This is a genomic window from Sinorhizobium saheli, assembly GCF_001651875.1.
In the GTDB taxonomy this organism is placed as follows: domain Bacteria; phylum Pseudomonadota; class Alphaproteobacteria; order Rhizobiales; family Rhizobiaceae; genus Sinorhizobium; species Sinorhizobium saheli.
The window spans coordinates 172,191-186,014 of record NZ_LNQB01000083.1; the positions used below are offsets into that span (position 1 = coordinate 172,191).

At 63.2% G+C, this 13,824-nt stretch carries 10 protein-coding genes; 9 read left to right on the top strand and 1 reads right to left on the bottom strand.

From position 1 onward, the window contains the following. Positions 1–15: 15 nt before the first annotated feature. On the top strand, positions 16–1,374 hold the full coding sequence (locus tag ATB98_RS20585; protein WP_066876864.1) for a lipopolysaccharide biosynthesis protein: 1,359 nt from the start codon (positions 16–18) through the stop codon (positions 1,372–1,374). Between the two features lie 73 nt (positions 1,375–1,447). On the opposite strand, the gene ATB98_RS20590 is transcribed toward ATB98_RS20585, so the two are convergent. After that, a complete protein-coding gene (locus tag ATB98_RS20590) occupies positions 1,448–2,905 on the bottom strand; it encodes a pectate lyase family protein (protein ID WP_084435634.1) in 1,458 nt (485 codons plus the stop codon). Between the two features lie 290 nt (positions 2,906–3,195). Here ATB98_RS20590 and ATB98_RS20595 point away from each other — a divergent pair, with 290 nt between their 5' ends. From ATB98_RS20595 to ATB98_RS20630, 8 genes are all read left to right on the top strand, one after another. Next, positions 3,196–4,431 carry a glycosyltransferase gene (locus ATB98_RS20595; RefSeq protein ID WP_153435395.1) on the top strand — a complete coding sequence of 412 codons (1,236 nt, stop codon included), beginning with the start codon at positions 3,196–3,198 and terminating at the stop codon, positions 4,429–4,431. Positions 4,432–4,433: 2 nt separating this feature from the next. After that, positions 4,434–5,273 (top strand): sulfotransferase family protein, encoded by an 840-nt coding sequence (locus tag ATB98_RS20600; protein ID WP_066876866.1) that lies wholly within the window; start codon positions 4,434–4,436, stop codon positions 5,271–5,273. A gap of 174 nt (positions 5,274–5,447) precedes the next feature. Further along, the gene (locus tag ATB98_RS20605; RefSeq protein ID WP_066876868.1) at positions 5,448–6,698 is read left to right on the top strand and encodes a glycosyltransferase family 4 protein; all 1,251 of its coding nucleotides are present in this window, start codon (positions 5,448–5,450) and stop codon (positions 6,696–6,698) included. Between the two features lie 81 nt (positions 6,699–6,779). Further along, complete coding sequence (locus ATB98_RS20610; RefSeq protein ID WP_066876870.1) at positions 6,780–7,703, top strand: sulfotransferase; 924 nt, start codon at positions 6,780–6,782, stop codon at positions 7,701–7,703. A gap of 51 nt (positions 7,704–7,754) precedes the next feature. Next, positions 7,755–8,666: a methionyl-tRNA formyltransferase gene (locus ATB98_RS20615; protein ID WP_066877411.1), complete on the top strand. Its 912-nt coding sequence runs from the start codon at positions 7,755–7,757 to the stop codon at positions 8,664–8,666. 429 nt (positions 8,667–9,095) lie between these two features. Continuing rightward, positions 9,096–11,243, top strand: a complete 2,148-nt coding sequence (locus tag ATB98_RS20620) for a polysaccharide biosynthesis protein (RefSeq protein ID WP_066876872.1) — start codon at positions 9,096–9,098, stop codon at positions 11,241–11,243. Positions 11,244–11,412: 169 nt separating this feature from the next. Continuing rightward, the gene (locus ATB98_RS20625; protein ID WP_084435640.1) at positions 11,413–12,552 is read left to right on the top strand and encodes a glycosyltransferase; all 1,140 of its coding nucleotides are present in this window, start codon (positions 11,413–11,415) and stop codon (positions 12,550–12,552) included. Between the two features lie 92 nt (positions 12,553–12,644). Beyond that, positions 12,645–13,799 (top strand): glycosyltransferase family 4 protein, encoded by a 1,155-nt coding sequence (locus ATB98_RS20630; protein WP_157111061.1) that lies wholly within the window; start codon positions 12,645–12,647, stop codon positions 13,797–13,799. Positions 13,800–13,824: the final 25 nt, after the last annotated feature.

Genomic DNA, 13,824 nt, shown 5'->3' on the forward strand with positions numbered 1-13,824 from the left:
CGTGGGAAGGGTCCCATGGGATTTCAAAAGAAGCTTTTCAAGAAAATCAATGGATTGCAGAAAATCCTCAGCCGAGAGGCGAGCCTGCGGGAGCGCCTGCAGCATATTGCGCATCTGCTGACGGGGAACGTGCTGAGCTCGGTCATCGGTCTGGCCGGCTTTGCGCTGACGGCGCGGGCGCTCGGCCCCGAGGGCTATGGCGTCCTCGCCTTGTGCTTTTCCTATACGCGCGCGATCGAAAGGCTCGTCAGCTTCCAGTCCTGGCAACCGCTCATCAAATATGGCGCGGATGCGCAGGCGCGGGGGGCTGAAGGGACCGCCGAATTGCAGTCATTGCTCAAATTCGGCCTGCTGCTCGATGTTTCCGCGGCGGTGGCCGGATGGCTGATCGCCGTCCTGCTGGTGCTCATTGCCGCGCCCTGGCTCGGCATATCGAAGGAGATGTCCGGCCTCGTCATCCTCTATACGACCATCCTGCCGTTCCACATCTCCGGCATGGCCACGGCAGTGCTGCGCCTTTACGGACGCTTCATGGCGATCGCCTATGGCCAGGTCGTATCGAGCGTCGTGCGGGTTGTCCTCTGTGCGGTCGGCGTCGTCGTCGGTGCGGACCTCTTCGGCTTCGCACTGATCTGGATGTCGGCGCAGCTGATCGGCGCGCTCGCCCTCCTCTTCCTGTCGCTCTTCGAACTGCGTCGGCAAGGCCTGCTCGCGGGACTGCCGCGCGCTTCCCTCAGCGGCATCACGTTGCAATTTCCAGGTCTCTGGAAATTCGCGATCTCGGCCAATATCTCGCTCACCATTCGTTCGAGCGCCAACGAGGTCGACACGCTGCTGGTCGGCTATCTCGCCGATCCGACATCGGCCGGCCTTTATCACATTGCCAAGCGCATCGGCCGCATCGCCCAGCAGGCGGGCGTCCAGGTCCAGGCGGTCCTCTATCCGGAACTCGCGCGGGCATGGGCAGCCCGGGCGCTCGGCGCCTTCCACCAGGCGGTCAACCAGATGCAGGGACTGCTTCTCGCCTTCGGCCTGGCCTTGGTCGGCGGCCTCTATCTCCTGATCGGTCCGCTGCTCAACCTGGCCGTCGGCCCCGACTTCGCGGCCGCCGGCCCCCTGGTCATCGTCCAGTCGATCGCCGTCACCATGACGCTCTGCGGCGCGGTCATCCGGTCCGCACTACTGGCGATGGGGCGTGAAAACGAGATTCTCTGGAGCGTGCTGATCTCCACGGTCGCCTTTCACGCAACCGCGCTGACACTCATTCCGGCCATAGGCGCCATGGGCGCGAATATCGCCCACATCGTCATGGCCTCGATCTGGCTGTCGACCATGATGGTGAGCTATCGGCGGAAACCCAGCCTCGTGACCTGAGCACCTCTTGAGGCGCGTCGCATTCAAACCACTTCATGCGACACGCCTATCGCGCATCGGTGTTCCAAGGCCGTCATTGGGGATAGCGTCCGGCGACCCGCTCCTCGGAAAGCCATTGCATGAACTCGTCGAAATTGGTCCAGCCGTCCTCGTCGGAGTCCTCCCAGGCATCGTTCGCGCCGGGCTTGGCGCCGAATTGGCTCTCCACGCCGTCGGCCATCCCGTCCCCATCCGCGTCCACATAGGGCTCACCCTGAGCGATCTCCGGCAGTTCGCCCGGTTCGCGGACCATCTTTCCCCTTCCCTTGGTCCCGATGGGGGCCAGCCCCTCGATTAGCCGCTCGTCCACGCCATCGCGGGGGAAGGCCCCGGCGCGGCGGCTGACCTCCTCGTAGGCCTCTTCCGCGGAAGTGACTTTCGAGATGGCAAGCGGACAGGGCGGCTTGTCGACGAGGTGCTGCTCCGTGTCCGGAGCGATCAGCACGACGGATTTGCCTTTCGGGCTCCAGGTGACGTTCCCGGTCTGGTAGATCTGCGGCGCCGCGGCACTGTTCGTATCGTTCCAGTTGATCGCATAGGTCACGTCATTCGTGCTCGGTCCGGCCTTGAAGTAGTTGCCGACAAAGGCAATCGGCGTGCCGCCGGGGCGTTGCGAGAAGACCTCCCCCCACTCCGATGCCGCATTGAAGAAGACGTTGTTGACGATCTCGATGCAGGACTTGCCGTAGTGATTGTCGTCCGGGTTGCGGTCGCGATTGGAGATGCAGGCGTTGCTCCAGAAGCTGATGTTCTGCGGCATCCGGGGATCGGAACCGAGCAATGCGCATTTGCTGTGCTTGTTGAGGCCCTCGCCGAAAACGGAGTAGGCGACCGTCAGGTCGGACGTGTTCGAATAGGCGTTGAAATTCTCGTCGGTCGCCCAGGATGTGGAGACATGGTCGACATAGACACGCCGGCTGTCTTCGACCGTGAGGCCGTCGACATTGCGCACGGCATTGGAAAAGCGCGGCCGGACACGAATATGGCGGATGATGACGTCGTCGGCTCTCTTGACGAGCAGCGGCGTATGCTGCTTTGCGCTGTTAACCCGATCGATGGTCACGAGGACGCCGCCGCCGGGCGCCGTCTGTCCGAGGATCGAGAGCCGGCCATTGCCTTTGACGGCCAGCGTCTTGATCAGATGGATGACCCCGCTGACGCGAAAGACGCAATTGCGCGGCCCCGGCATTTCGACGCATTCCCGCAGGCTTCCGGGGCCGGAGTCATTGAGGTTGGTGACCGGCACGATCGCGCCGCCCCGGCCGCCGAGAGCCATCTTGCCGTAGCCCTCCGCGCCGGGAAAGGCGATCTGGGACTGCCCTGCTGCGTGGGCGGAGCCGCCAAGCGGGGAGAGGAACGCCACCAGCAGCCAGGCGCAGAGAGCGCGCCGCGAACCGGCGAGCCTCTCCGCATGCTTGCGCAGGCGTTTCTGATGGAGACATATTGAAACGCCAAAATTAGCGGAGTATGTTGCTTCCCGCGTGTTTTTCATGTGAAATCTCCCAAAAGAAATTTTTCATCTCAATTGTTGCTTAGGCTTAACACTTAAACTGAGGTCATTTTCCCTGAATTCTTAGCGCAGTTTCCGCCGCTCCGCCACTTAACAGTGCCAACCGACGCGTTCGCCTGGGCCGAACGGGAATAGCAGCGCTGCATTCGATTAGTAATTGTATTCGCTCGAAAGCAGGTTTGGGCTCGTATTCACCCTCAATCGAATTTCCGATAGGCGCCCAAGCGGACTTGAACTGGTTTCCGAGCGCAGCCTTTAGAAGGAACAGTTGCGTGAGTCTCAGGAAGATCGTCATCGCTTTTCCTTTCGTTGGAGACGACCTCGGCGGGAGCCACATTTCGGCGACGAGTTTGATCGCCGGTCTCGACAGGGCGAAATTCGAGCCCATCGTCGTTCTGCACAAAGGCGGGATGGTGCTGGAAGAGCACTTCAAGGCACATGGCCTCCCGGTCACCTTCGCACCGGACGTGACGGTACTCTCGCGCAGCGACGGCGGCAATACGCCGGCTCGTCTGGCTGCGGCACTGCGGTTCCCGCGGACAACCGCGAGGCTTGCCCGCTTCCTCAGCGATCACAAGGTCGATGTCGTGCACACCAACGACGGCCAAATGCATGCGACCTGGGCGCTGGCCGCGCGGCTGTCCGGCGCCAAGCTGGTGTGGCACCATCGGGGCGCCCCGAAGGCCTGGGGCGTCAACGTGATGGCGCCTCTGCTTGCCAATCACATCGTCACCGTGTCGAACTTCGTCGAGCCAGCCAATCCGATCACGCCGGTCAGGCACAAGATCACCGTGCTGCACAGCCCGTTCGAGCATCCGTCGGTGCTGCCGGATCGCGAGGCCTGCCGACGGCGATTCATCGAAGAGCTGCAGCTCCGCCCCGATACGCGCTTCGTCGGCTATGTCGGGACCCTGGTCGAGCGCAAAAGGCCGCTGCGGTTCGTCGAGGCGGTACATGCGTTCCTGGAGCGCCATCCCGATTTTCCGCTCGCCGGCCTCGTCTTCGGCGCATCCGTAATCAACCTGCCGCCGCTCGAAGGCGCCATCAGGAAGCGGGCGGAAGAGCTCGGCATCTCCGACAGAATCCACCTCATGGGCTTTCGCTCGCCCGTGGCGCCCTGCATCGGCGCGTTGGATGCCCTCCTCGTCACCGCGATCAACGAGCCCTTCGGCCGGACGCTGATCGAGGCGATGCTCCTTGCGACACCGGTGATCGCCACCGATCATGGCGGCAATCCGGAGGCGATCGAGGACGGAGCCACAGGCTATCTCGTGGAGGCGGAACGACCGGAAGCTTTCGTGGCGCCGCTCGAGAAGCTCTTGTTCGATCGTCGGGAATGGACGCGGATCAGCGGTTCGGCGCGGCAGCATGCGCTCGTGAAGTACGGCAGCCGGGCGCATATCGATGGGATCAGCGCGCCTTACGAGACACTCCTTGCGGGAAAGGCGGTGCATGACCATCGCCTTCAGCAAGTCGCTCTGCCCGACAATCCGGCAAAAGGGGCCTGAAGATGGAAATGCGCGACATCGACTTCCTGATCATCGGCGCAACGAAAAGCGCGACGACATGGCTGCAGCAATCGCTGCAGCAGGATCCGGACATATTCATGCCGGATCCCGAAGTGCATTATTTCAGCCGATACTACGACCGCGGCGACGAATGGTACCTTTCCAATTTCGCCGGCCAGGAGCACAGGCGGCTTCGCGGCGAGAAATCAAACTCCTACATGGACGTCCCGGAAGCCGCTGCGCGGATAAAGGAAAAGCTGCCGCACGCCCTGCTCATCGCCCAGCTTCGCAACCCCGTGGACCGGGCATATTCGGACTATTGCATGCTTTATCGCCGTGCGGAGGTCGGGCGCGACATCGCGCAGTACCTCGACCCGCGCAAGGGCGCAGGCGGACGCTTTTTGAACGGCGGCCTCTATTTCCAGCAATTGCAGGCCTATCTCGACCGCTTCCCCGCGGATCGGCTGCTCGTGCTGCTCTACGAGGACCTGAAGGCCGATGCCCGCACCCATCTCGGCCGGGTCCGAAGCTTTCTGAAACTCGAGGACAACCTGCCGCCGCAACCGCTCGCAAAGAAGGTGAAGGACAAGTCCGAACCGGTCGTCAACCCGGCGCTACGCCGTGTCCTGCGCCCGTTGAAGCCGGTCGTTGCACCTTTCAGGCAGAACGCCGGTTTCCGGAAATTGCGCTCGCTGATCGCCGGCGAGCTTCGATACGCACCGCTCAGCCGCGACCTGCGCGAGCGCATGGCTGATTATTACGCGCCCGAAACGGAAAAACTCGGCGCCCTTGTCGGAAGGGACTTGACCGGATGGCTGAGGAACCAAGGCCTTGAGAAATGACCTCATTCAAAGGGCGCGGCGTGCCAGACGACAATCAGGTCAAGCCGCGACGGTGCGCCATTGCCATCCGGAGCAATCACGCCGTTTTCGCGCCCGCCGCCCATTGCCCGAAACGGCGAAACTATCGTGCCCCGACGGACGTTTTCGCGTCTTGCGCCTTGAGGAGTTGAAGCATTGACGTCCTCGACCGTAGTGGATTTTCGCTCTCGAGAGGTCGAGAGCCAGTCGATCGGTAAAGGCGACGACCGGGTTGTCGTATGCTTTCCGTTCATAGGGGATTACGTTGGCGGCAGCCACCTGTCTGCGCTCGGACTGATACGAAACCTCCCGAGATCCCGCTTTCTGCCCCTGGTTGTGCTGCACGACACCGACGGGCCGGTCGCGGATCTGTTTCGCCGCGAGGGCATCGAGTTTGAAGCCGCTCCGGTTTCAAACCGCCTGGAGCGGGCTGGCGCACGCAACGGCGCCGCCGCCGTCAATGTCGTGCGGACCCTGCCCGCACTCGTGCGTTTCCTGCGGGCCAGGAATACCGCAATCGTGCACACGAATGACGGTCGCACACATCTCGTCTGGGGGCTTGCGGCGCGGTTCGCAGGCTTGAAGCATCTCTGGCACCACCGTGGCGATCCGTCTTCCTTCGGGCTCCGGCGCATCGCGCCCTGGCTTCCGAGCCGGGTCGTGGCCGTGTCCCGTTTCGCATCGCCGCGCCCCGGGCTTTTCTCGGCCGCGGACAAATGCAGCGTCGTCCACAGTCCATTCGACATCACGAAACTGCTCGGCGTGGAACGCGAAGACGCTCGCAGCAAGGTCATCGCCGAGGTCGGATGTCCCCCGGACACAAGGCTTATCGGATACGTCGGAACCCTGGTCGATCGCAAGCGGCCGCTCCTGTTTGTCGAAGCCCTTGCCGCCCTTCGACGGCGGGAACCGGAGATCCGGTTCGCGGGTCTGTTCCTGGGGAACGCGCTCAACGGACTTGACGCCGCCGCACGGGCGCGCGCCGAAGCGCTCGGCGTCGGCGAATGCATTCACTTCATGGGTTTCCGCCACCCGGGCGAGCCGTGGATCGCCGCGCTCGATGCCCTTCTCGTGACCGCCGTGAAGGAACCTCTGGGGAGAACCCTCATCGAAGCCATGCTGCTCGGTACACCCGTCATCGCCGCCGACTCGGGCGGCAATCCGGAAGTGGTCGTCGACGGCGAGACCGGCATGCTCGTTCGCCCGGACGACCCGGATGAATTCGCCAGGGCCTGTTCAGACTTATTCAACAATGCCGCCTATCGCGATCACATAGTGGAAACAGCTCGCGCCGAGGCACGCTCCCGCTTCAGTATCGAGCGCCACGTGCTGGCAATTACGGCGGTCTACGACGAACTCGTGGGGATGGGCGCAAGCCCAAGTCCCGCGGGCCTCGGGGCGGCATGAGGCGATCGTGTGGGAACCCGAGGCAATGCTAGCTCGACTTCATATTGAAGGCAGACTCGAACATCACGGAAGGCTTTAAGGATGCCCTCGCAATCGGTTCGCATTGCTTACGTCGCGGGTTACGGACGCAGCGGCACGACCATACTCGACATTGCGCTGGGACAGCATGCCGCCGTGATGGGAGCGGGGGAGATAACGGCGCTCACGCGACACGTCTGGCAGAACAACGAATATTGCGCATGCGGCCGGCCGGTTCGCGACTGTGACTTCTGGAGCGCAGTCGTCCAGGAGTGGTCCGAGGGATGGGATTCGAGACTGATGGCGGATTATTGTGCGCTTCAGGAAAAGTTCGAAGGGCTTCCCGTGTTCATGAAAGCTCTTGGCGGAGCGGAGCCCGGAGAACAACTCACGTCCTATGGACTTCATACGAAGCGGCTGTTCAGCACGGTGCTCTCGCGTTCCGGCAAGCAGATGATCGTCGATTCCTCGAAGTTGCCGGGAAGAGCGATGTCGCTCGCGAAGATCCCGGGCATCGACCTGCGCGTCATCCATGTGGTGCGCGACGGTCGCGGCGTCGCCTGGTCGATGATGAAAAGCTATGACCGCGACGTGAAATCAGGTTTGCAGAAGGAGCTCAGGCCCAAACCCGTGTTCAGGACGGCCTTGCGATGGAGCATCGTCAATCTGGCGGTCGAGTATCTCTCGCGGCAGTTGGGCCCAGATAGGGTCATGCGGGTAAGATACGAGGATTTCGCGTCCAACCCGGCTTTGGTCATGCAGCAGATCGGGGCGTTTCTCGAGCTTGACCTGAGCCAGATCGGTTCGTCGCTGGAAAACGGCGAGCCCATATGTCCGGGGCACCAGGTCGCGGGGAGCCGGTTGCGCATGAATGCATCGATCGCCCTCAGCAAGGACGAGTCCTGGCGAACGCGCATGCCGGCCCGCCAGCAGGTGTCCTTCCAGCGGCTGGGCAGTTGGATGCTGAGACGCTACGGCTATCTGTGAGCCGTCGCCGTTATATCAACAGGATATCGGGTCAACAGGATGTCGGGCAGCATGCGTATCGTTTTCGTTGGTGCCGTCGAAAGCTCGAGGATCGCTCTGGAGGCGCTCATCGAGGCGAAGCGCGCCCCGGCCCTGGTGATAACGCTCCCCCCGGAAGCGGCGGCACGCCATTCCGATTTCGTGGATATTGCCGCCCTGGCGCGGAGCGCCGGGATCGCGGTCTGCCACGTGACCGACATCAATGCTCCGGCGACGCTCGAAGCCATGACAGCGGTCGGTCCGGATCTCACGCTCGTCGTCGGCTGGTCACAAGTCTGTCGGCAGCCGTTCCGGGAGATCGCGCGAAAGGGGACCGTCGGTTTCCATCCGGCGGCGCTGCCGCGTTTCCGTGGTCGGGGCGTTATTCCCTGGACGATCCTTGAAGGCGAGGAGAAGACGGGGTCGACCCTCTTCTGGCTGGATGACGGGATCGACTCCGGGCCTATTCTTCTCCAGCGGCTGTTTGCCGTGGCGGCGGACGAAACGGCACGCAGCCTCTACGCCAAGCACACGGCAAATCTGGCCGAGATGGTCGTCGAAGCAACCGCTCTCGTCGAGGCGGACAGAGCCGGACGGACGGTACAGAACCACGCCGAGGCGAGCTATTGCGCCAAACGCACGCCGGAGGACGGGCTGATCGACTGGCGGCAACCGGCGGCGGCCCTGTTGCGCCTGATCCGCGCCGTCGGCGATCCCTATCCGGGCGCCTTCACGTTCAGGCGGGGTGACCGAATCCGCATCGATGCAGCGGCACAGGTTAAGAATTCCAGGCGGTTCATCGGGCTTGCCGGGCAGGTTCAGGCGCACACGGAGCAAGGCTTCATCGTGCTGTGCGGCGACCGGGAATGCATCGAGGTGCTGGCCTGGGATTCGCCATCCGGCAAACGACCGCCGGTCCATAGCAGGCTTGGCCCTCCGGGCTGATCGGGTTAGCGGGCCGGCCCAAATGCGTACCTATGACTGCATTATCGCAGACGCGCAATCGCCCCTCGAATGCCGCAAACTGCCTATGAAATTCACCTTGTTAGTAGAAAACTATAATTGGGGTGAAGCAGGAAAACTAGTTTACAACTGGTTAATTACGTGCTTTTTTATTATCGAAAACGAATATGCCAGTAAATTTTGCGTCCCGATCTAATCCATCGGGGTCGATTATGTTTTTTTGAATTCAATTTACCAGCCTTTCGAGTCAGTCGACGAGACAAACCAACCAGACGCACCATTCTCGGGCCACCATGGGACTTTGGGAAGGTGCGGTTTCGTTCGGCAGGACGGCAGGCTTAGGGATATTAGGAAGGGGCCGTCATGCAGCGTATTTACGCCGCCGCGAAGGCAGTTCGTGATCAGTTCCTAATGGCGCCGTCGATATTGCGGCGAGAAGGAGCCCGAACATCAGCCAAAGCACTCGGGGCATTATGCGGCGCGGCCATCGATATCTCCCGTCGGCGCATCCGTGCGGCCGTTCGTGGCGTTCAGAAATACGCGGCTCTCTATCTTGCCGATCTCACCTCCGCGGCCATAGCCCTCGCCTTGCCGTTGCTGCTGCGCTATGGCATCGACGGGCTCAAGGCGAGGCCGGACACGATCTCCGTGCTCGTCTGGTCCGGCACCCAATATCTCGCGATCTGCGCGCTCGTTTTCCCCCTGTCCGGCCTCTACAGCCGGAACTGGAAATACGGTTCCATTTCCGACCTCTTCATCATCCTGCGTGCGGTCCTGCTGACATCGCTCCTCCTGATCACACTCCTGTTCTTCTCGACCAGGCTCACCGACATGCCGCGCACGGTCCTGCCGCTGCAGTCGCTCCTGTTGCTTGCATGCCTCGCGGCCGCACGGCTGAGTTTTCGCGCTGAGGAACTTCCGCTGGGGCGGCCCGTCTTCAAGAACAGGCAGGAGGACCATCGCGTACCGGTGCTGCTGGTCGGCGCGGGCGATGCCGCCGAGCTCTATCTCAGGGCGCTCGCCAGGGATCCCAACTCCACACATCTGCCGGTTGCCTGCCTCGACAGGAACAGGGACCAGCTCGGCATGAGCCTTCGCGGCGTGCCGATCGCCGGAAGCGTCGAGGATTTCGAGCAGGTGGTGACCGAGTTGCAGCGGGCCAACAGGCAGCCGCGCCATGTCGTCTTCACGGAAGCGCCGGCGAATTTCGGCGAAAGCGCATCGGATGAGCTGCTGCGGTGCGCCGAGCGGCTCGGAATCGCCGTCTCGCGGCTGTCGCAGATGACCGAGCTCAAGCGCGCCAAGGGCGAGAACCCCTACGAGTTGCGCTCGATCGAACTGACCGACCTTCTGGAGCGGCCGCAGGCGGCCCTCGACCGCGAAGCGATTGCCCGGCTCGTGCGCGGCCGGCGCGTGCTGATCACCGGCGCGGGCGGCTCGATCGGCAGCGAACTGACGACGCAGGTCGCCGCCTGCGAGCCGGCGGAGATCGTCCTGATCGACAACACGGAATACAATCTTTACGCGATCGACATGATGCTTACCGAGGGCTTCCCGGACGTGCCGCGCTGGAGCTATCTCTGCAGCGTCCGCCGCAGCCAGCGGGTCGAGGAGATTTTCGAGCGGCATCGGCCCGAGCTGGTCTTCCATGCCGCGGCTCTGAAGCATGTGCCCATGGTTCAGATGAATCCGTGCGAGGGCATCCTCACCAATGTCATCGGCACCATGAACGTCGCCAATGCGGCGAAAAAATACGGCACGCTCGCCATGGTCCAGGTGTCGACCGACAAGGTGGTGAACTCGACGAGCGTCATGGGCGCGACGAAGCGCCTGGCCGAACTTTATTGCCAGGCCCTCGACCTCGACGGCCTCGAAACGGGCAAGGGCCCGCGCTTCATGACCGTTCGGTTCGGCAATGTGCTCGGTTCGAGCGGCTCGCTGATCCCGCTGTTCAAACGCCAGCTCGCAAGAGGCGGCCCGCTGACGGTCACCGACCCGTCCATGACGCGCTTCTTCATGACGATCCGCGAAGCCGTGGAGCTGACGCTGCAGGCTTCCGCCTACGGCTTCGAGATGCAGCTCGGGCAAGGCGAAATCTTCGTCCTCGACATGGGCGAGCCGGTCAAGATCATCGACATCGCCCGTCGGATGATCCGGCTCGCCGGCTTCACGCCGGACCAGGACATCGAGATCAAGATCATCGGCTGCCGGCCGGGCGAAAAGCTCTTCGAGGAGCTCTTCGATGAAACCGACAAGCGGATCACGTCCCCCGTGCCGGGGGTGCTCGGGGCGGTCCCGGAGCCGATCGCGTTGCCGACGCTGAGGGACGCGTTCGCGCGCCTGCAGCGCCACGCGGAGCGCGGCAACGAGCCGGCGGTCGTCGCGGTCATGCGCGAATTGCTGCCGCGCTACGAGCACGAAGGGAACCACAAGCCCCTTGCGGCAAAACGCCTGCCGCCCCGGGCGAAAAAAGAACAGAGAAGCCGCCTCAAGGCGCGTACGACCCCCGCGGCCTTTCCAAAGGGCAAGCGCAACCATCTCGGACTACCGGGCGCCTGATCGGCCGTCGCCCCCTCAACCGGGATGGTCTGGCCGGGCGGATACGGGCGCGAATGTGAACATTCTGCCCTCCGCCCAGGCAGCGTGCCGCGCCCCGGCAATGACTTTCGAATTGCCGCGGAGGGCGAGCGGAAGCCAGCAGGCTGCGGCTTGAAGAGGTAGGTTCGCCTTGAACGACATCCGCGTTCTCAATTGCATCACGGGACTGAATGTCGGCGGCGCGGAATACATGCTCGCCCGCTTCGTCAAGGGCCTGTCCGACAGCGCCTATCGACCTTCGGTGCTCTCGCTGATGCCGCCCGGGCGAGTGGCGGAATGCCGTGAACTTGCCGGCATTGACATCCAGTCGATCGGCATGCCGCAGGCGCATCCACGCTTCAATTCCCTGTGGCGGTTGTCGAAGGCAGTCCGGCGCGCCGACCCGGCGCTCTTTCACGGCTGGATGTACCACGGCAACATCGCCGCCTCGGTCGGCGCGCTCATGCACCGGCGGACACCGGTGATCTGGAGTATCCACCATTCCGTCGTCGACATCAAAGCGGAAAGGCGCATGACGCAGCGCCTGATTGCGCTCGCCGCGCGACTGTCGCGCTGGACCGCGGCGATTTCCTATTGCTCGCGCGTGTCGGCCGAACAGCATGAGGCGCTCGGCTTCGAGCCGTCGAAGCGGCATATCATCCCCAATGGGATCGACTGCGGCGAGTTCCGCCCGGCCGGGGAGGCCAGGAGCATGCTGCACCAGCTCTTCGACATTCCATCCGGGCGGCTGGTCATAGGGAATGTCGCCCGGGCGCATCCGATGAAGGATCATGCAAGCTTCGTGAAAACCTTGGCGATCCTGCTCGACCAGGGCCATGACGTGCACGGCCTGATCATCGGCGAAGGGCATGAGACTGGCGATGGGCGCCGGACCGCCCGGGCCCTTGGCATCGAAGACCGGCTCACGACTTCGCCCGCCCGATCCGATATCAGCCGGCTGCTGCCGGGCCTCGACGTCTTCATGCTCTCGTCGTCCTGGGGCGAGGCGTTCCCGCTCTCCGTCGCCGAGGCGATGGCCTGCGGCGTGCCGGCCGTGGCGACCGACGTCGGCGACTGCGCCTGGCTGGTCGGCGACGAGGACCTGATCTCGAAACCCAGCAGGCCCGAAGCGCAGGCGGCCATCGTCGGCAAATTGCTCTCCCTCGCCGAGAGTGACCGGCGACAACTGGGCATGGCGGGACGCAGACGCGTCCTCGAGAACTTTTCGATCGAGAACTATGTCGCGCGACATTTGGCGCTTTACGAACAGGCGCTTTACCGACGCACATGACGAAGGAGGGCTCCTTGGAACCGGCAAGCCAGACTTTGAGGTCCACAGCGGAAGTCGCCACCAGGGCTCTCCCCCATGCGGACAAGCCAACCATCTCGCACCCCTCCCACCGAAACAGGCGGGTGATTGCGGTGATCGCCAGTTTCACGCCGTCGTTGACGATCTTTCGGCTGGAGCTTTTGAGAAGGCTGGTCGCCGCCGGGCATCGGGTCGTGGCATTCGCCCCCGAGCAGGATGCAAGGGTCGAACATCAACTCGCCGGGATCGGCGTCGAATTCATTCGCATACCCATGGCACGCACCGGTCTCAATCCGCTTGAAGACGTTGCGACGCTCTGGTCGCTCGTCAAGCACTTCAGGCGGCTGCGGCCGGACATGATCCTGCCCTATACGATGAAGCCGATCATCTATGGCGGCATCGCCGCGCGGGCCCTGGGGATCAAGGACCGTTGCTTTCTCGTCACCGGTCTCGGCCACGTCTTCTCGGAGCAGGCGGACGGTTCGGCGAAGGCGCGGCTGGTGCGGCGTCTGTGCGTCTCGCTCTACCGGGTCGCTTTCGCCGGCGCAAAAGTGGTGTTCGTCTACAATGACGCGGATGATGCGGATATCCGCAACCACCGCATGTTGCGGGACAATGCACTCATCACGATGGTGCCGGGTTCCGGCGTCGATCTCGATCACTTCGCCTTTTCGCGGCCGCCACAGGGCGCACCGGTCTTCCTGATGGTGGCCCGGCTCCTGCGGGACAAGGGCGTCGTCGAATATGTCCAGGCGGCACGGATCGTCCGGCAATCGTTCCCCGAGGCGAGATTCCAGCTCCTCGGCCATTTCGACAGCAACCCGACCGCCATCTCCCGGGAGGAGATCGATGGCTGGGTCCGTGAGGGGGTCCTTGAATATCTCGGCAGCACCGACGACGTCCGGCCGTATCTCGCCGCCTGCTCGGTCTTCGTGTTGCCCTCCTACTATCGCGAGGGCATTCCGCGCAGCATCCTGGAAGCGCTGGCGACGGGCCGGCCGGTCATCACCACGGACCTCCCCGGCTGTCGCGACACCGTGGAGCCCGGCGCCAACGGCTTCGCCGTCAAGGCGCGCGACGCGGCCGATCTGGCGAAGGCGATGATCGCCCTCGCTGAAGATCCGGAACTGGTTGAACGGATGGGCGAGAAGTCACGCGAGATAGCGACGAGCAAGTTCGACGTCCATGCCGTCAACCGGCTGCTGTTCGAGCGCATGCAACTGGAATAGGAAGAACCGCTCACCGCCTGCGGGG